The organism is Vibrio sp. sp1 (assembly GCF_016920955.1).
Classification (GTDB): Bacteria; Pseudomonadota; Gammaproteobacteria; order Enterobacterales; family Vibrionaceae; genus Vibrio; species Vibrio alginolyticus.
Genome location: NZ_CP060590.1, coordinates 1,409,438 through 1,428,548, shown reverse-complemented (window position 1 = coordinate 1,428,548; position 19,111 = coordinate 1,409,438). Strand labels below are relative to the sequence as shown.

Genomic DNA, 19,111 nt, shown 5'->3' with positions numbered 1-19,111 from the left:
TGCATGATCTGAGACAAATAATAATTTAATAAATAATTTCGTTAGATTGTATTGTTGGAATTTGGTTTTCTAAGTGTTATGTGCTGGTTTGAAGCTATTTATAGGAAGGAAAATATGACTAGGAAAGTGAATGAATAAAGAGTGAATTGATTCACAATAGGAAAAAGACTTTACTCAGTAAGCAATTATTGGAAAACACTCTTCACAACAAAAAAGCTTCGCCGAAGCGAAGCTAAGTAATCGTAAGAATGAGGATAAACTATGCGTATCGACGAACCATAAGGTTCCAACTACGTTGCTGCCGTTCGAACTCTGCTTTAATTTGCTGGTACTTCATTTTCGTTACAGAACATTCGTATTTCTTTACCACACTGGCAGTTTTGGCACCGAGTACTTCTTTGCGCATCTCGTAGTATTCCTGCATGTGATGAACTAGAGTATCAAACTCGTGCTGTAGCTGATCGAGGATTGTTTGCGTGTTCGGTTTCGATTCTAGCTTTTCTCTTGCTTTCTTCAAAAGTTGACTCGCACGGGCTTTTTCAATTCTAAATGTAGGCGTTGTGCGCAACTTAGATGTGAGTCCTAGCCAAGAACATGACTTTATCAACCACTTCGTTGGGTCGTAATGCCACCAATACACGCCATTGCGATAGTCATTCTCGAAAATATGATGGAAATTATGGTAACCCTCTCCAAATGTGAAAAAGGCGAGTACACCATTATCGCGAGCAGTGTTTTTGTCTGTGAAAGTTTGCTTACCCCAAATATGTGCGAGGGAGTTAATGAAAAAAGTCGTATGGTGACTCATAAAGAGTCGAGCCGCACCAACGACCAATAACATCCCCCAGATATCACCGTAGATCAGTCCGAGCATGACTGGGAAACCAATATTAGTCAGTAGGGCAAGTGGAACATAATACTTATGCTGCCACATGACTATTTTGTCGCGCTTTAGATCACGGCAGTTTGTATATTCGTTTTCCTTTGATTTATTGTAATCACGTAACATCCACCCAATGTGAGAATACCAAAAACCCCGCTTGGCTGAGTACGGATCTTTATCGTTATTGTCGACATGTTTGTGATGCACACGATGATCAGAAGACCAATGTAATGCACTATTTTGCAAAGAAAATGCTCCTCCAATCGCAAAAATGGCGCGCAAAATAGGATGAGCTTCGTATGTTTTGTGGCTCCAGAGACGATGATAGCCTGCTGTAATAGAAAGGTTAGTAAAACTAAATGCAATCACTCCCCAAATTAGATGTTCCCAACCCAGCCCAAAATGATATGCATACCAAGGCATTACAATAAAAGTTAGAACAAAACTGGCAGAAAATATTAATGTATTCAACCAGATAACAGGTGGTTTGTTTTGAGTCACAGGTGTATCCCTAACTTTGAGCTAACAACTGTTCGCCAGAATATCAGCGTACACATGTAAGTCAAATTAAAGTTAGACAAATGTGACTATTCCTTTGGGTGTAGATTAAGGAACTTGATGGGATATTTTGCTTTTAATTGAATAATGAGTAGTATTAAAAAATGAGCTCTGGCTTAAGGTGTATAAAATCTGCCAAGAAACAAGTGTTATAAAGGTGGAATATACCGAGACTCTATAAAGAAGCAAAAATGTAAGAAAATAGGAATACGTAATGGATTTACGATTAGCGGAATATAAGGACTACGAGCGCATTGCGCATCTTCATGCGGATAGCTGGAAGCGTCATTACCGTGGCATTCTTAGTGATAACTATCTTGAGAAAGAAGCGATTGACGACAAACTACTGATTTGGCAAACCCGTTTGACCAACCCACCATTCAATCAGCACATTGTCTTGGCGGAGGAGGGAGGTTTGCTACTTGGCTTTGTTTGTGTGTTCGGCAACCATGATTTCGAGCGTGGAACCTTTATTGACGCATTGCATGTTGATGACAGTTACCGTGGTCGTGGGATTGGTAAGCAGCTATTACTTGCTGTCGCAGAATGGCAACAGCAGTACTTTAAAGACACAGGTCTTTATTTAGAAGTTGTGTCGCAAAACATTTCTGCGATTGAATTCTATCGCCACATTGGTGGACAAGAGGATCAAGAGCGAACTTGGCGCGCACCTGATGGCAAAGAGGTGTTAGAAAAAGTATTCCGTTGGAAGAACGCCCAGTCATTAGTTAGTGGGATTGAGGAAAACGTGATTTACTCCTAACCTAGCGTTCTAAAACATTAGATAAGAGCAGTCTCAACACTGCTCTTTTTTGTTTATGCACCCTAACGTTATGTTTTATTGAAAGCTTTCTAGAAGTTAACCCCCATGGCTTTTAGTTCGAGCTCACATTGCTGAGCATTTTCAAACTGAATAGCAGCCATGCCAACTGCTCGGGCACCTTCAACATTGTAAGGCATGTCATCAAGAAATACTGTCTCTTCGGGGTTAAGCTGATACTTTGAAAGTAGAGTTTGGTAGATCTCCGCTTGTGGTTTTAGTAATTGAACTTCAGAAGAGATGATTGCTCCATCAAACAGTGGCCAAAACTCATAGGTAGTACGAAGATGTTCCACAATTTCGTTGATGTTGTCTGTGAGCGCATATACGCCATATCCGGCTCTTTTTACTCGTTTTAACAGCTCTATACTGCCGTAAAGTAATATTTGAGTGTGTTTTACATAATAAAAGAAGCGGTCCATTTCTTCCGTCGTTACTTGGTGTTCACGTTGATAACGCTGTTTTGCTTCCCTTTCGGAGATCGTCCCTTTATTTAAATCTTTCCAGATTTGTGATGAAAATAGCATCTGAGCCATTTTCTCTGATTCTACGGAACCACCAAATGTTAAGCGAACGATTTCTACTGGAGACCAGCGTACCAACACATTACCTACATCAAAAATGACATTTTTTATCTGGACAGAATTCATAACACACCCCAAGCCAATTGTTCTTCACCACGCTATATGCGGTGAGTGCTGTTTTTGAATCGTTGGAAAGTCGTGCCAAAGGCGCGACTTAAGTTTCTTACACAAAATGAGATTAACATCCAATTGGATACAGAGCGATTATCGCAAAATTGCACTAAACTATATGCAACTTTGTTTATTTGGTTGTAAATCAAGTGTAGCTGTCTTAAAAGATTGAAACTAAAGATAAGTATTGCGAGCTGTTTACGTCATTTCGCGCTGCTTATAAATGATGATTAATATATAATTAGTTAATAATAAAACGATAAAAGTGAATCAAAATCACACTATTGTGCGTCAGGCGGAGTAAGCAAAACAGATTATATGGACTCGATACGTAAGGTTTATCAATATGCAGAACCAAACCTAACTCTCGTTGGCTGGATGGGGTTTCTTGGCTTTCCGCTGTACTACTTTGTCTGGGAGTTTGCCTTTCCACAGGCTTATGAAAATTTACCTCTTAGATTGTTTTGCTCGTTATTGTTTTTCGGCATCATTTTTAGAAACCGCTTATCATCGACTTGGAGAGATTATGTTCCTATTTACTACCAAGTGACGATAACGCTGTGCTTACCGTTTTTCTTTTTTTATATGTTACTGATGAATGACTGGTCCAATGTATGGGTTATGTCGTTTATGTCTGCAATTTTCTTACACATTTTACTGGTTCATGTTACTAGGGTCATGTTTGCTCAAACCTTTGCTGGGATAGGTTTAGCAACATTCTTCGCTTGGGTTGCAAAAGGGTTCCATCTTGACTTGACCATGGATTGGACTCATGTGCCAATCTTTCTGTTTATTTATGTCTTCGGTAATTTGTTCTATTTTCGTAACCAAGTTGAACATGAAGCGAAAGTCTCGCTGGCAAAATCATTCGGGGCAGGGATCGCACATGAAATGCGTAACCCGTTGAGTGGGCTTTGCACTTCAATAGATATTATCCAGTCGATCTTGCCCAACATGAAAGAGGCAGGAAAAGAGCAGTACGTCATGAGTGTAGAGGATGTCACCTTATTACGTGAAGTGAGTCAGGATGCAATGAACATTATCCAATCGGGTAATGAAACCATCGATTTATTGCTGACTTCGATTGATGAAAATCGAGTTTCTCGTTCTAGCTTCAAAAAATATTCAGCTCACTCGGTCGTTGAACAGGCAATTGAAAGCTTCAGTTATAAACGTGCCACTGATCGATTTGCCATATCGTTGGATGCGAGAAGTGAGTTTGAGTTTCTAGGTAGTGATACGCTGCTTAAATACGTTATGTATAATCTTTTCAAGAATGCCTTCCATCACCGTAAATCTGAAGATTTTCACATACATGTATCCATGATAAGTTCAGAACGCTTTAATCAAATTGTTGTAACCGATAATGGTGCTGGTATTGCTCCTGATGTTCTACGCAATATCTTTCAAGACTTTTACACCACCGGCAAATCAGGAAGTTATGGTTTGGGCCTACCGTTTTGTAAAAAAGTCATGCGTTCATTTGGGGGGAACATTGAGTGTCAATCTCAGTTAGGGGAGTGGTCTCAATTTACGTTAACTTTCCCACTAACGACATCTGATACCGTTACTGAAATCAAAAACGATCTGACTAAACTCAAAACCATTCTAACGGTGACTAGCCAAGATATCTTGGTGTCTAAAGTAACAGATATTAGCCGTTTTATGGGCTTTGACTCGACAATTTTAGATGTCAACCAAGTACTCAAAAAGAAAGAGTACGAGTTCGAATTCGATCTGATTTTTATCGATCTTGAGAGCTTAGATCCAAGAGCAAACCAATTGGATAGATTAGAATCTCTCTTGTCTTTCACTGAAGCACGCATAGTTTATCTTTTTGAGCATCATCCGACTCAGAGAGCACGTAAGGCTGCATATGAACCTATTTGGATCGAAACGCAAGCCTGGTTATTGAATACTAAACCAACTATTGAGCGTCTCTTATATGATTCAAGCTATGTATCGACACCAACGGCCTCGGTGACGTTAGATAATTCAAATAAGCGCACAATTATGGTCGTGGATGATAATGAATCTTTGCGTAAATTCACGGCAATGTTACTTGAAAAGCAAGGCTTTGAAGTGATTCAGAAAGAAGACGGGCAGCAGGCTCTGGATACACTAGAGCAAGAAGATGTTGATCTCATTCTGATGGATATCGAAATGCCAATTATGGATGGTGTAGAAGCGTCTAGGCGAATTCGAAGCTCGGATAAAAACTATGCGTCGGTACCTATTATTGCGCATACAGGGGATAGTTCACCTGTCACGTTGGACAAAATTGGGTCTTCGGGTATGTCTGACTTCATCGTAAAACCGGCGGATAAAAATCGTTTGTTCGATAAAATCGCAAACTGGATCTAATCATTCGCGACTTGTTTTCTTGAGGCGAGTTGCTCACAACGAATAACACGAATAAAGAGCTCAGCAAAACTGTTGAGCTCTTTAGTTTTATCTACACACTAACTTACACAAACTCTAAGTCAGGGTGTGCAAATGCTTGTTGGCAGACAGTGAGTACATGATCAACTTCAGCAGCTGTCATGTCTGCATTGACTGAAAAACGGATGATGTTTTTGTTCCTTCCAGTTGCAGGGCGGCAAAACACTGCGCCGTAAACATTTCGCTCTTCGAGAAAGTCGCGGACTCGCTCAGTGTTTCTCTCGTTGCCGCATTCTAATGCGATAATTTGTGATTCACTGCGAATAGTAAATCCAATGCGTTTTAAACCAACGGCTAAAGACTTGGCTCTTTCAAACAGAATATCTCGCTTATCATCTGATTTTCTTATGACGTCCAGTGTTTTCTCTAGCCGAATGATCTCTTGCGGTAATACGGTAGAACTAAATATTGCAGGGTACGCCACAAATGGAAGCGTCTTCGCCAGTTTTTCTGGGCCTAAAATCGCGCCAGCACGATAAGCAAATGTCTTGGCAAGACTAACGGTAATAAAATCTACCTTATGAGTTAAGCCAAGACCCTGCAGTATCCCCGCACCTTGTGGACCGTGTGTACCTAAAGAGTGTGATTCATCTACAACCAGGCCGCAGTCAAACTCCTGTGCTATTTCGTAGATATCACGTAGAGGAGCGATGGTCCCGATAGTGCTGTAAACCGAATCCACAACAATGATCCCTGAACCGTGACGTGAAATCTGTTTTCTTAGGTGACTGGTGTTGTTATGCATGAACGGATGAATTTGTGCTCCGGCAATACGTGCGCCTTCCCACAAAGACATATGTGCAAAGAAATCAATGTACACAGGTATGTTCGGTGCACAAATAGTCTGCAATAAACCGACATTCGCAGCCCAACCAGATTGAGAAAGTAGACAACTAGGCATACCAACGAAACTGGCTAGTTGCGTTTCAAATGCAGGTTTCGATTCATCATCTTGTAAGAAAATCGCGGACATCACGACGTTGTCATCGTGCTGGGAAATCGCATCACGATGCGCGTTTTGAATCTCCTTATTATGAGACAGTGCAAGGTAATCATTGCTTTGCAGGACAACGGCATTACACGGTGGGCGTTTACCAAGAACAAGGTGTTTTTTGTTCTCATTCGGTTCGATTAGATCTTGAATATAAAAATCTAGGCGTTCCTCGATAAAGGAGGGAAGTGGTTTGCTTTGTATAGTTTCACTCATAATAAATCTCTTCTTCATATGGAAAAACGCCAGCGCTGACACTTATTCATATTGCGGATTTTGGGGAGAGTGTCACTAACCAGGTTGCATAAGTTTGCAGACCCTTGCAAACTCGACATTTGAGGGTTGGATGGTGGCTGTAACTCTATAGGGGCCCGGGGTCTAAACTAGTTTGTGCTTAAAGTTTATACGGCGATTTTGCGGTGTTTTTTCGTGCTTCATATCTGGATTTTGGATGAGGAATATAAAGTTTGAAAAGTGAAAAAAATGGGCGCATTAGATAACAAAAAAGGCGCGAAAATCGCGCCTTGAAACATGAGTAGATAAAAGACAAGCTTATCGCTTATTACGTAAATAGCGCTTACGACGCTCTTCTTTACGCTTCGCTTTTTCTTCTTCTTTACGGGCGGTCTCAATCTCGACTTCAATCAGCTCTTGAGTGATCATTTCTGGGCGTTCTAATGTAATTTGGCCCAAAGTGCCTTGACGAAGTTCGTGCAATAAGATCTCTGATACTTTGTGTAAGTCAACACGTCCACCTGCACGTAGTGCACCGCGGCGACGACCAATTTCTTCCATGATCTCGATATCTGATTCTGGAAGCTCTTCAATTTGATAACGCTCTTTAAGTTTGTCTGCATAATGAGCTGCTAGGTATTCAATGGTATAGAATGCGACTTCGTCATATTCCATCGCTGTATCTTTTACCGCGCCAGTAGCCGCAAGGCGGAAGCCACTGTGTGGATTTTCCACTTTTGGCCATAAAATCCCTGGAGTATCAGATAATACGATGCCATTTTGCAGGTTGATACGTTGTTGACGACGTGTAACCGCGGGTTGGTTACCTGTTACAGCGATTGTTCGGCCTGCGAGGGTGTTAATGATCGTCGACTTTCCAACGTTTGGGATACCCATGATCATGGTGCGAATGTTTTTACCAATTTCTTCTCGGTGTGGGGCAAGTTTGCGGCAAAGCTCCATGATTCGATGCACTTCTTGTGGTTCAGAAGTCGTGATCGCCATTGCTTTTACATGTTGCTCTTGCTCCAAGTGCTCAATCCACAGTTGAGTTAACTCTGGATCGGCCAAATCACGTTTGTTCAAAACTTTAACGACAGGTTTGTCACCACGGATTTGAGAAATCAAAGGGTTTTCACTACTGAAAGGAATACGAGCATCCAGTACTTCGATGATCACATCCACTTGAGGGATTGCTTCTTCGATCTCTTTACGTGCTTTGTGCATGTGGCCAGGAAACCACTGGATTGAGTTATTAACCATTTGAATTTAATACCTTAATTTTTCTAATGCTCCAGCGGTTGTAAAAGTAGCAATGTGAGTCTTGAGTAATACAATACTAGAACGCATTTTCTAAAACTGTGTTTACTTCAAGCTGCTCGAAACCGCGGAGTTGAGCTTTCTTTCATGTTAATACGCCAGTTTATCATGGAATGATGATGAATCATTCAAGATGAAAGTAAAAAGCTATGGCGTGCAAACCTAAAAGCACACATCCCTTATGTATACCGACTCGCAGTGAATATCCGTCTGGGTGAGAGACCGAACGCAAACGCTGTGTAGTCAAAGGTGGATTGTGTTGTCAGATTGTTCTGACGAATTTTGGTTTTTTACTTTTATATCAGAGTGTTATTTTTATTTCACTATTGAGCTAAGTTTGACTTTTATCTGACAAAAACTAGTCTGAGCTTCCATTCAGAGGAAGCAGTCATGCTCAGTATTCTTAGAAGTATTACGGTATCGTCCGTCGCCTTAATTTTTTTAGCGAGTTCTTTTTGCTCAACTGCCAAACAGAGTCCTAAACCGAAGGTCATCGTTGGTGTTATTGCGCAAGACGAAGCTAAAGACTCGTTTGACGGTAGCGTTGGTCCTTCGTACGGAATTAGTCTTGAGTATTTGTCTAACATTACTAAAGCTCTGGATTATGAGTTAGAACTTCGGACTTACAAGCATATTCCGTCTTTACTTGCGGATGTCGAAAGCAAGAGGATTGATGGTGCGGTTGGATTTAGTAAAACAGCAGCAAGAGAAAAGCGTTTCTTGTTTTCGATGCCTTTCTTTTCGAGCACTATCGCTGTTTGGTATCGGAATGCCACTTACCGAGATAGTGATGCGCGTGATCTTAAATGGGTGTGTGTTGAGGGCAGTGTGTATTGTGACAACCTCACTGAACGTGGTATCGATAAGATACATTATGTTAAAACACGTTTAGAGGCGTTTAATGAAGTTAAGCGAGGTAAAGCGAACGCGCTGATTTACACTTATGTTGGTATTACCCAATATTTGGATTTGAATGACATTGTAAAAGGGGTTGTCGATATTCCCAGTTGGTTGAAAAACGAAGAGGTGAGTTTTATCGCTTCGTTGGACAAACAGAGTCTGATCGATGACATCAACAAAATCCTTCAGTGGGAGCAAAATGGAAAAAACATTCGCTCCGTCGCCTCGAAAAATCCTTACCATATCAGTGATAAGTTATTGGTAGATTACCGACGTAATCATCAAAACAAACTAGTGATAACTTACAGCAGCAGTGACGAAGCTTATCCGTTTCTCTACCGAGATTCGCAAACGGGCGAGTTAGATGGCTTCTTTCCAGATTTTGTCGACTTATTGCAGTCTCGTACTGGCTTGAGCTTTAAGTATGTGAAGCCGACGTCGAGCCTTTCAAATGGATTAACGGCATTTGATGCCGATATAGTCCCCATCTCTTATGTGGGTGAGCTACCTAAGTCAGATTGGTTGTTCACTAAACCATTCATGCACAGTAATTACGTGGCTATCCAAGCGGAGCAGAGCAAGCGCGATAAACCTGCACTGAAAGAAGCGGGTATTCTGCTCACTTTGAAAAAGCAAGGGTTAGTTCATTTGGGCACTTGGCAGCAAGGCCAAGTTGATCATTATGATGATTTGAAAAAGCTGCTTACCGATTTGAAATCGGGCGTTTTGGATGTGGCTTACATTCCTGACGATATCGTTCACAACATGATTGCACAAGATCAAGTCGATGGCTTGGTGATCAATGCGGAGGACGTTTTGACGTTCTCTAATGCATTTGCGGTTGCAAACCACAATACACAACTTCAACACATGTTGAACAGCATCATCGAAACCATTGATTCTAACGAGATCGAAAAACTGCTGCGTTCTCACCGAAGCTTCAAACTGACTTATGGCTATGACGCGGAGCAGATCGCTACATTTGTTGTTGCTGGTTCATTCATATTCTGTCTCATGTTAATTGCGGCGTATTTCATCTTATCTCACATGCGACTTAAAGTGAGGTTAGCCGAATTTAATGCTGACAATGAGGAAGCGGAAAAGCAATGGCTGATGGACATCATCAAAGAGATCAATAGCTTGGTTTTTATCCATAGTGAAAATAACCATATGGAGATGAGCAATTGTGCCAACTACAACAGTAAACAGTGCCAACAATGTAAGTTGAAAAGTGATTCTGCGCACGCTCCTCTGGTGAATAATTTTGATGAACTGACCACTGTTATCGCTGGAAAGCGTATTTCAGAAGAGGTTGCCTCGTCGGGCTGTGAACTTGATATTAAACATGTATATCGAGAACGCAAAGTCATCGCTTCTCCTAGCGGTAAGAACAAGTTTGTACTGACTGTTATTCAAGATATTACCCAGCAAAAAGAACGTGAGCAGGCGTTAATCGATGCGCAAAAAGAAGCGCAAACCGCGGTACGTGCGCGCGAAAACTTTTTGGCAACCATGAGTCACGAATTAAGAACGCCATTGTCGGCAGCACACGGCATCCTCGATTTGCTAAATCGCCAAGTGACGGCAGATTCAAATCGCGAGTTAATTGCCCAAGCCATACGCTCGCTCAATCATTTGAATACGCTAGTAGACGAAGTACTGGATTATTCAAAATTAGAGGCAGGGCACTTAACCGTCGCCCCAGTTAAGACCGACTTGCTTAAAACCTTGTGCGATGTGTTTCGAAGCTTTGAACCACGAGCGCTTGCGAAAGGTTTGGATTACAAAGTGACAATCAAACCATTTTCGAATGCTTTCATTGAAATCGACGCGCTGCGATTGGTGCAAATTACCACCAATCTACTCTCCAATGCGATGAAGTTCACTGCCGAAGGAGAAGTTGGAATCAGTGTCATTCTTCATGAAAAGCAGCTTATTTTGAAAGTGGCGGATTCAGGTATCGGCATGACGGATGACCAACTCGAAGGCATTCTCAATCCTTTTGTTCAAGCGGATGACACTATTACGCGTAAATATGGCGGTACTGGATTGGGGCTAAGCATTGTTGACCGATTGATCGACTGCATGAGCGGCGTGCTCTGCATCGATTCACAATTTGGCTTGGGCACGACGATTACTGTCAGACTGCCAATTGAGCATTGCGACTCTGAGCCAGACGTTTGTTTGAACTGGACGTATAGCGAGAGCTTACCACTTAATATTCGCCAGTGGTGTGACGCGTGGAAAATGCGTCCAGCGACGTTAAAAACAATGGTGGCGAACCTTCACCCTATACACGACAGCGATGCCAGTTTTAATGGCCTAATGCTGCGTGACGAACAAAGGGTACTTGGCAGTCTTACGCTAAGAGAGATTCAATATCCAGATACATTGTTCAATTTGCTCAGCCAAACGCAGCAAGAAACCAAGCTTAGTGACGTAAATCAAGAAGTGGTTTCTTGGGTTCTCGGCACGGTACTGGTCGCAGAAGATAATCCCATTAACCAAAGTGTGATAGCAATGCAGCTTCATGAACTTGGAATCGAACCTGTCATTGTGAACAACGGCCGCGAAGCATGGGAATACATCAACCAAGATGAAAGCGTTGTGTTGCTGCTGACCGATTTTCATATGCCAGAAATGGATGGCTATGAGCTTGTTAGGTACGTGAAAAATTCCGAATTTAAAGCAATTCCAATCATCGGTGTGACAGCAGAAGATGCTCGTCTTGCCATTGAACGTACACAAGATATCGGCATTGATGACGTGCTCTACAAGCCCTATGACCTTAATCAATTAAAAACCGTTTTGGTTCCATTTATTGGCGAAAAAGAGAGGGGGAGGCTGCCCGGCTGGATTAAACGGTTCAAAGCACAGGACGCAAAAGAGATTGCGCGCGTGTTTAGTCAATCAATGTCTACAGATATAAAAAACTTAAACGCCGCATCGACTGAGCGAGACAAAAAACGGGTCATTCATGGCATCAAAGGAGCGGTTGGGACGATAGGGGTAAGCATGCTGGCTGAGCTTTGTATTGAGGCAGAACGAGTTACTGCTGCGGAGTTTGACAGGCGAACAGCGGAGCTAATTTTACGAATCGAGCAGGAGATCGAAAACATAAACTATTGGGTAGAGACAAATGAATACACAATTTAATGTGATGGTGATTGATGACCATCCGCTACAAACCACAATACTTACGCAAATATTGGAACGCTATTGCGCGCAAGTCATCCCTTTTAACTGTGTGGATGCCGCTATTCAGAGTGTGCAGGAACAATATTTTGACGTGATTTTTTGTGATATCCAAATGCCCGGAAAAGACGGCATCGATATGATGGAAATGCTCGATAAAGTCCAGTACCAGGGGCAAGTTGTACTGGTCAGTGCAATGGAATTGACCATTATTTCTGCGGTAAGAGCCATGTGCGAGGGATTTAGTTTTGAAGTATTAGGGAAGCTGCCTAAGCCATACGATGAAAATGAAGTCGTTGATTTGTTGGGTAAAATAAAAGATGAAAAAGCGAAACAAGTCAGCTTTGCGCAACCTATTGAAGTGGAAGATCAAGAATTCCTGTTTGCTCTGGCTGAAGGGCGCGTGAAAAATTATTACCAGCCTTTAGTCGATGTGCAAAGTGGGGAAGTGCTTGGGTATGAAGCGCTCGCGCGTTGGAATCATCCTATTTATGGTGTGTTACCCCCTCATTATTTTTTGCCAATTGTAGAGCGTTGCCGCCTTTCTGGAGAGTTGTTTCAAGCTGTATTGAGTAATGTTATCTATGACATGAAACACCGCGGATTGACGCAAAACGTATCCATCAATGTAGACCATGAAAATTTAGAAGATACGGCGTTCTCTCATTACTTTTTACAGCAATGTTTAGAGAGCGAGATTGACCCATCACAAATCACCATTGAAATTACAGAGCGAGATACATTTCAGACTAGCGCGTCCCTGTACAAGAATTTACTCAAGTTGAGGATGAACGGTGTCACTGTCTCAATAGATGATTTTGGCACGGGGTCATCGACGTTTGAAAAACTGGCTCAACTGCCATTCAACGAGTTAAAAATCGATCGTTCGTTTGTACAAGGTGTCGAATGCGATATCAAAAAACGCAACATCGTTGTTGCTATTTGCGCGTTAGCGAAAAGTTTGAATATACGACTGGTCGCGGAAGGTATTGAAGACGAAGTCACACTGCAAGCGATACGTGAGTATGGCATTGATCTTTGCCAAGGCTTCTACATTGATAAACCCATGCCACTAGAAGCCATAACCATACTAAATGAAAGATATGAATAAATTGAATTACTTGATCTTTGACGATCATCCTCTCGTTTGTGTTGCAATCAAGTCGTTGCTGGAAGAGTTAGGTAAAACAAATGGGGTATTTACTGCAACATCAGCGAAGATGGCATTACAAATATTGAAAAAGGAAGAAATTCAACTGTTGATCTTAGATGTGAACTTGGCAGATTGCGATGGGTTTGATTTCTACAAACGTATCAAATCCCATGGTTATGAAGGCAAAGTCATTTTCTTCTCCGCTGAAACTAGCCAAATGTACAGCCAAATGGCTTTTCGTTCTGGCGCTGATGGCTATGTGTGTAAATCGGAAAATCACGACATTCTTAAAGACGCGATAGAAGCGGTAGAGAAGGGGTATACCTTCTTCAAATTTAAGCAAGTTGTTAATAGCGTTCGAGAAATGCCACAACTTTCAAGCAGAGAAAGCGCAGTAATGAAGTATTTATTACAAGGAAAGTCCAATCGAGAAATCGCTTCAGTGCTATCAATAAGTGACAAAACAGTCAGCACATACAAACGTCGTCTATTGGATAAATTTAACGTAAAGAACATTGTTGAGCTAACAAGAGTGGCGGGGGCGTAAGACCGCATCATGACACTTAAAAGTATCGCGTTGTCTCTTTTCATCGCAACATTACTATTCGTCACTTCTGTCACAATGATTGGTGCGGTGTTAATTTCTTATGAAGTAAAGCAGTTCAACACTTACGCGAATAATTTAGCCAAAATAAAACAAAAAGTAATTCTCATGGGGCTATTGACGGAAGCGCAGCTCGAGCAATACAAAGGCATGAGCGTGAGTGAAGTAGAAGCGCAAACAGAGCTGAGCTTTCAAGATGCGATTTACTCCCTGTCACGTTATGAAAAACTTAATTACGTTGAAGCTGTTGCACGGAAATCGCTTCATCAGGCTGAAGCGTATTTATCAAATGCGTTCAATCGACAAAATGCCGTTATGTATTTTCGTTCTTATACTGGAAACAAACTCATCTTAGAGAGACCGATTGAAGCGCTAGAGGGAGTGAAAGCCACATTTGATGTTGATTGGTGTAAAAGTAACTATTCTTGTGTGTTAGCCGCGTGGAAAGAGCAACTAACGGACCGGGTATTGTTTTCCCTACCATTTAAAACGACATACTCCGATGACATGGCGATAAGCATCATGAGTCCGGTTTACTTTCAAGGTGAGTTAGTGGGAGAGTTTTCGGAACAATTGTACCTCTCGCCGCTTTATAATGATGGGAAAGCGGTGGATGTTCAAATTGCGAATGGGAACAAGCAAATGGTGATTTACTTCGCTGGCTACCCCTTTCCATCATTCGCGTACACCCAATCATATGTCGCAGACAACAACAATCTCATTGTTTACATGTACCCATTCAGTAAAATTGTACTGGATTACGTGTTCTTGTTTATCATCTTCTTTTTCGTAACTTTAGCGTATTACAACAAAGCTTATGAATCTAAAGAGAGCAAACTTCGCCTCGCGAAAGCACTGACGAACGTGACGAAAGATGATTTAACGGGATTGTTTAACCGCAGAGTCTTTCAAGATAGCGAATTCAAACGTCGTTTGGAAACCGCGCCATATTCCGTCATTGCAATAGATGGCGATAGGATCAAGCGAATCAATGACCATTACGGTCACCATGTAGGGGACGAAGTTATTGGGATTATTGCTGATGCTATGTCTAAAGTGTTTCGAAATAGTGATTATCTAGTTCGAACTGGTGGTGATGAGTTTGTTGCGATTCTGCCAGGTTGCAGTATCAGCCAATCTTCAATATTGGCGAAGAAGCTTCGTAGTGTCGTTAAAGATAACCGACTAAAGACCTTGGATATCGAAGTTAGTGTGAGTACTGGTATCGCGGCGAATGAGTTACACGAAACGCTTCAGGACGTTATTGTACGTGCAGATGAAGATCTCTATGAGATGAAAAAACACAGACAAAAGTCCCATTAAGCAGGTCTGGTATTGACTAAATGCAAAGTTACGGAACATAACCATGACATAACTGTTTGATTAATTTGACCAAACAGAATGAGTGGTCTTTTATATTAGAGCAGTCAACAAATAGTGATTGCTCTATTTATTCTCGACCTTACATCTGGTGTCGCACGTGAACAAAGATCTCGACTTAAACTTACTTAAAATACTTGTCTTACTGGATAAGCACCGTCAGCTCAAGCCCGTTGCGAAAGCGATGGGGAAGAGCGAAGCGTCAATTAGCAAATACCTTGCCCGATTGCGACTCCAGCTAAACGATGAATTGTTTATTCGGCATCCTCACCACATGGAACCGACGGACTATTTAAAACGTCAATTACCTAAAATTTCCGATGCACTCGAGAAGCTTGAAACTTGTCTAATTAGAGATGAGTTTGAACCGGAAAATTACGAAAAAGACATCACCATTTGTTTGCCGCAAACCGCTCAATACTCATTTGGGCATTTACTTGCAATGGATTTAATGGCGCTGTTTCCCAAGGCGCACATTTCGATAGCAACGATTACAGAGTATACGATAGAAGAGATAATCCTAGGCAAAGTGGATGCGCAGTTACATTACTTCAACGAGGATGTTCCGAAATCTGTTTATCAGAAGTTCATCGGCTATGCGCCTGCTGTGGTAGTTGTCCCTGAAGAGCTGGGAATTACCACCCTGGAAGAAGCGGCCAAACTTCCCTTTATCATGTTAGAGATTATCGGTTGGAAAGAGAAAGAGCAGCTCGTTAAGCGTGCAATGGAAAGCCACGGTATGGTCATCAACCGTATTGCGGCTCTAGACAACGTAAGCAGCGTATTGAAGCTAATTAAGCAAAAAAGCGCCGCAACCGTGTTACTTGAATATCAGGCGCCAATTGATGGATATAAATTTATAAGAGTGCCAGAGCATTTTTACCCAGATGGCTGGCCAAAAGTGGTTGTACAGGTGAAGCAAAGCTTAAGACATGATGCAATGCACCAGTTGTTAATCGGTGCTATTGCAAAATACATGAGCGCTTAGCGGCAAAACTCAATGTTTTCTGACTGAGGAATAGTATGCAGAAGTTCAATCAACGTGTCCGCATGGTACTTTTTCAGAATACGCGTTTTGTAGGTGCTGATTGTTTTAGCGCTGAGTGAAAGTTGTTCAGAAATCTTCTTATTTGAGTAGCCTTGTACAAGATAATGGAACACCATGGCTTCGCGATTTGAAAGTGTTACGTTACCCGACGATGGTGTGTGAGTCGACTTAAACATTGAGTAACCGCGTGAAACACTCACAATTGCGTCAATAATGGTCTCTCTTGTTTCATGTTTGCTTAAGAAGCCATTTGCGCCCATTTCGTACGCTGCTTTAGAAAGACTCGAGTAGTCACGTGAAGAAACAAATAACAGTCGGCCACGATATCCTGTCGCTAAAATGTTTTTGGCTAAACGCATACCATCGCGGTCGCCAAGCACTACGTCTAAAATAATCAAATCAATCTTTTGGCCTCGGACAAGATCCATCACTTCCGCACTGTCAGTGGTTTGAATCACTTCAGCTGCGTTGATTATAGATTCAACTAGAGAAGCAAGTGCTTCGCTATACAATGGTTGAGCGTCGATAATAAGAACATTATTCAAAGTTAACCTCACCTAATACATCAACTAGTGTGCTGTCAGGCGACAGCGCAATTGGATGAATAGGATTGTAGGAAAAACCTTGCTAAGAGGAAGGAAAATGACTCTTTCCAAAAGTGAAAATCAGTGTCTTGATTATGGGAATAACGATGTCAGGTATTGAAATACCTAGTGATAGGATGATTGCTTAAAACTTACGCTGACAGAAAACTAACAAACTGAAAGTGTTCTTTCAGTGTTCTATGCCTTCAGATTTTCTTGCGATGCCTCTAGCGCTTCGATTTAAACTCGTGTGTTCACAAGCGCAGTTTTATACCATGCCACTTGAAGAGAGCTTGTTCTACACCAGGCATGAGCACAGTAGCCAACTTTGCACTGATATCTGTTGGATAGGTTTGGCTATTGACGCTGAACATCACTTCAAATTATTTCTAAACTTTTCATTGACTCGGTCGCTAAAAGTGGAGGTGTTAATTCGCACTTTGGCCACTCATAATGTCGTGTTCAAAAATGAGACAATTTTACATGGTTTGGTATGGAAATGTGCGTTAGCCGTCCTTTTGATGGTTTACAAATTTTGTTGTAACGACTAAAAAGGACTTTTGGATTTTTAGCCAGAGAATGGCTTCTCATGGCGTTTGCATCAAACTTTTTCTGATGCGTATTTTTGGTTGGATAATTGGCTTTATGAGTAACGTAACCAGCACCATTTTGACAGAAAGTGGTACCAATGAGCTTGAAATCATCGAGTTTCATTTAGAAAAAACATTGCCAGATGGCAGCACAAAAACTTGTTATTACGGCATTAACGTTGCGAAAGTACGAGAAGTGATTCGCGTGCCAGAAACAACCGATTATCCAAACGCACAACCTCATATGATTGGTGTGTTCTCATCCAGAGATGTACTGACGCCTTTAGTGGATTTAGCTGGTTGGTTAGGTGTGCCAACACGACAAGATCTGGAGCGCAAGTTTGTAATCGTTACGGATTTCAACAAAATGACCAATGGCTTCTTAATTGACAGCATTTCGCGTATTCATCGCATCTCTTGGAATGATGTGGAATCACCAAGTCAGTTTTTGGAAGCGGGCGAACAAGATTGTGTAGTAGCCGTTGTCCGTAAAGAAGGCAACCTGATCATGATTCTCGACTTTGAAAAAATCATCGCAGACATCAACCCAGAATTGAGTATGGAAAAATACGATGTGAAAGGGGACAAGTCGGTGGATCTCAACCAGAGAATGGTCGGTAAGCGTAATGCTAAAACGATCATGGTGGTGGATGACTCAGCATTTATTCGCTCTTTGATCCAAGATACATTAGCTTCTTCAGGCTACAATGTGATCACATGTAAAGACGGTGGTGAGGCGCATGAGAAGTTGATGAGTTTGATCGAGGTTGCGAAAGAAGAAAACTTGCCAGTTAAAGAGCTATTAGATGCGGTGGTTACGGACGTAGAAATGCCTCGAATGGATGGTATGCACTTAGTGAAGAGACTACGCGATACCGAAGCGTTTCATGAAATGCCGATCATTATGTTCTCGTCATTGATGAGTGAGGATAACCGAGCGAAAGCACTATCTCTTGGCGCAAATGATACGATTACCAAGCCAGAGATTGGCCGCATGGTGAATATGATGGATAAATACGTGTTTAACTTTGCGTAAAAAACCGATCAGATGAAACAAATAAGGCTGCCGATTGGCAGCCTTATTTTTATTGAGGGCAGGGAAGAATATCTAAGGTGTAACTCTCGTTTGGAGTCTGCGGTGGCCCATATAAAATTCCGCATTGTGTAAGGCTAGCTCTTTTTTCGTCGGCTGCAGCAATGACCATTTCGCGAGTTGTTGAACCAGCCGGGTGATGAAATGTTTTCCAATCCGAGTCTTCTTCGTTCAGTCCTTGCACGAGTAACTTCATCGATTCGCTATCAGAATCAGGATATCCATATAAAAAAACACAGCGCTTTGAACCACCAATATTACAGCCGTCAAATGGTAAATCTGCCATTAAAGCACTGTCTACGAAGTTTGAAACGTAAGGCTTGCTTTCCAATCCCGCAATCGCCATTTTCCCATAACCCACGCCTAATGCTGACGCAATAGCGCCTTTCATTCCTTCCAAACGTGCTTCACGTGCATCGCTTTGAAGGTTTAAAAAGCGTGGCGCGGCAGTGACAGCAAGAATACCGAGCACGACAATAACTACGACTAACTCTATTAGAGTAAATCCCGTTTGTTTTTTCATATTATTTTCACAGCAAGTTAAAGGTAGAAAAACACTGACCGTACACTTGTTTATTGTGTAAATAAGTACGGTAATGATAAATCGATCAGTAGTATAAA

14 protein-coding genes are annotated in these 19,111 nt (G+C 41.7%); 8 read left to right on the top strand and 6 right to left on the bottom strand.

What is annotated here, in order from left to right:
* Positions 1 to 259 precede the first annotated feature (259 nt).
* Positions 260 to 1,384, bottom strand: a complete 1,125-nt coding sequence (locus H9L11_RS21815) for a fatty acid desaturase (RefSeq protein ID WP_017821552.1) — start codon at positions 1,382 to 1,384, stop codon at positions 260 to 262.
* A gap of 271 nt (positions 1,385 to 1,655) precedes the next feature.
* Between H9L11_RS21815 and H9L11_RS21810 the strand changes: the two genes are divergently transcribed.
* Positions 1,656 to 2,204 carry a GNAT family N-acetyltransferase gene (locus H9L11_RS21810; RefSeq protein ID WP_005376525.1) on the top strand — a complete coding sequence of 183 codons (549 nt, stop codon included), beginning with the start codon at positions 1,656 to 1,658 and terminating at the stop codon, positions 2,202 to 2,204.
* An 89-nt stretch (positions 2,205 to 2,293) separates the two neighbouring features.
* Here H9L11_RS21810 and H9L11_RS21805 read toward each other — a convergent pair whose 3' ends face one another.
* Positions 2,294 to 2,911, bottom strand: coding sequence for an HAD family phosphatase (locus H9L11_RS21805; protein ID WP_017635351.1), 618 nt, complete (start codon positions 2,909 to 2,911; stop codon positions 2,294 to 2,296).
* Positions 2,912 to 3,274: 363 nt separating this feature from the next.
* On the opposite strand from H9L11_RS21805, the gene H9L11_RS21800 reads away from it, so the two are divergent.
* Complete coding sequence (locus H9L11_RS21800; RefSeq protein ID WP_170890133.1) at positions 3,275 to 5,320, top strand: response regulator; 2,046 nt, start codon at positions 3,275 to 3,277, stop codon at positions 5,318 to 5,320.
* Positions 5,321 to 5,423: 103 nt separating this feature from the next.
* Here H9L11_RS21800 and cqsA read toward each other — a convergent pair whose 3' ends face one another.
* A complete protein-coding gene (cqsA, locus tag H9L11_RS21795; protein ID WP_053349163.1) occupies positions 5,424 to 6,605 on the bottom strand; it encodes an alpha-hydroxyketone-type quorum-sensing autoinducer synthase in 1,182 nt (393 codons plus the stop codon).
* Between the two features lie 336 nt (positions 6,606 to 6,941).
* The gene (gene ylqF / locus H9L11_RS21790) at positions 6,942 to 7,886 is read right to left on the bottom strand and encodes a ribosome biogenesis GTPase YlqF (protein WP_005376521.1); all 945 of its coding nucleotides are present in this window, start codon (positions 7,884 to 7,886) and stop codon (positions 6,942 to 6,944) included.
* A 447-nt stretch (positions 7,887 to 8,333) separates the two neighbouring features.
* Between ylqF and H9L11_RS21785 the strand changes: the two genes are divergently transcribed.
* The 5 genes from H9L11_RS21785 to H9L11_RS21765 all read left to right on the top strand — a co-directional run bounded on the left by H9L11_RS21785 (position 8,334) and on the right by H9L11_RS21765 (position 16,163).
* Positions 8,334 to 11,999 (top strand): transporter substrate-binding domain-containing protein, encoded by a 3,666-nt coding sequence (locus H9L11_RS21785; RefSeq protein ID WP_205391193.1) that lies wholly within the window; start codon positions 8,334 to 8,336, stop codon positions 11,997 to 11,999.
* A complete protein-coding gene (locus H9L11_RS21780) occupies positions 11,983 to 13,149 on the top strand; it encodes an EAL domain-containing response regulator (RefSeq protein ID WP_054576033.1) in 1,167 nt (388 codons plus the stop codon). The genes H9L11_RS21785 and H9L11_RS21780 overlap by 17 nt, the downstream gene beginning before the upstream one ends.
* Entirely contained in the window at positions 13,142 to 13,738 is a 597-nt protein-coding gene (locus H9L11_RS21775; protein WP_017635347.1) for a response regulator transcription factor, read from the top strand. The genes H9L11_RS21780 and H9L11_RS21775 overlap by 8 nt, the downstream gene beginning before the upstream one ends.
* Before the next feature lie 9 nt (positions 13,739 to 13,747).
* Positions 13,748 to 15,118 carry a GGDEF domain-containing protein gene (locus H9L11_RS21770; RefSeq protein ID WP_017635346.1) on the top strand — a complete coding sequence of 457 codons (1,371 nt, stop codon included), beginning with the start codon at positions 13,748 to 13,750 and terminating at the stop codon, positions 15,116 to 15,118.
* Positions 15,119 to 15,275: 157 nt separating this feature from the next.
* On the top strand, positions 15,276 to 16,163 hold the full coding sequence (locus H9L11_RS21765; RefSeq protein ID WP_017635345.1) for a LysR family transcriptional regulator: 888 nt from the start codon (positions 15,276 to 15,278) through the stop codon (positions 16,161 to 16,163).
* Here H9L11_RS21765 and H9L11_RS21760 read toward each other — a convergent pair.
* Positions 16,160 to 16,768 (bottom strand): response regulator transcription factor, encoded by a 609-nt coding sequence (locus H9L11_RS21760; protein ID WP_017635344.1) that lies wholly within the window; start codon positions 16,766 to 16,768, stop codon positions 16,160 to 16,162. The two genes, H9L11_RS21765 and H9L11_RS21760, sit on opposite strands and share 4 nt — an antisense overlap.
* 684 nt (positions 16,769 to 17,452) lie before the next feature.
* Here H9L11_RS21760 and H9L11_RS21755 point away from each other — a divergent pair.
* Complete coding sequence (locus H9L11_RS21755) at positions 17,453 to 18,433, top strand: chemotaxis protein (RefSeq protein WP_025998672.1); 981 nt, start codon at positions 17,453 to 17,455, stop codon at positions 18,431 to 18,433.
* 49 nt (positions 18,434 to 18,482) lie between these two features.
* Here H9L11_RS21755 and H9L11_RS21750 read toward each other — a convergent pair whose 3' ends face one another.
* Complete coding sequence (locus H9L11_RS21750) at positions 18,483 to 19,013, bottom strand: prepilin-type N-terminal cleavage/methylation domain-containing protein (protein WP_005376513.1); 531 nt, start codon at positions 19,011 to 19,013, stop codon at positions 18,483 to 18,485.
* Between the last annotated feature and the right edge of the window lie 98 nt (positions 19,014 to 19,111).

Coding starts and splice junctions, on each gene's coding strand:
- H9L11_RS21810 (WP_005376525.1), top strand. CDS start 1,656: ATGGATTTACGATTAGCGGAATATAAGGACTACGAGCGCATTGCGCAT.
- H9L11_RS21805 (WP_017635351.1), bottom strand. CDS start 2,911: ATGAATTCTGTCCAGATAAAAAATGTCATTTTTGATGTAGGTAATGTG.
- H9L11_RS21800 (WP_170890133.1), top strand. CDS start 3,275: ATGGACTCGATACGTAAGGTTTATCAATATGCAGAACCAAACCTAACT.
- cqsA (WP_053349163.1), bottom strand. CDS start 6,605: ATGAGTGAAACTATACAAAGCAAACCACTTCCCTCCTTTATCGAGGAA.
- ylqF (WP_005376521.1), bottom strand. CDS start 7,886: ATGGTTAATAACTCAATCCAGTGGTTTCCTGGCCACATGCACAAAGCA.
- H9L11_RS21785 (WP_205391193.1), top strand. CDS start 8,334: ATGCTCAGTATTCTTAGAAGTATTACGGTATCGTCCGTCGCCTTAATT.
- H9L11_RS21780 (WP_054576033.1), top strand. CDS start 11,983: ATGAATACACAATTTAATGTGATGGTGATTGATGACCATCCGCTACAA.
- H9L11_RS21775 (WP_017635347.1), top strand. CDS start 13,142: ATGAATAAATTGAATTACTTGATCTTTGACGATCATCCTCTCGTTTGT.
- H9L11_RS21770 (WP_017635346.1), top strand. CDS start 13,748: ATGACACTTAAAAGTATCGCGTTGTCTCTTTTCATCGCAACATTACTA.
- H9L11_RS21755 (WP_025998672.1), top strand. CDS start 17,453: ATGAGTAACGTAACCAGCACCATTTTGACAGAAAGTGGTACCAATGAG.
- H9L11_RS21750 (WP_005376513.1), bottom strand. CDS start 19,013: ATGAAAAAACAAACGGGATTTACTCTAATAGAGTTAGTCGTAGTTATT.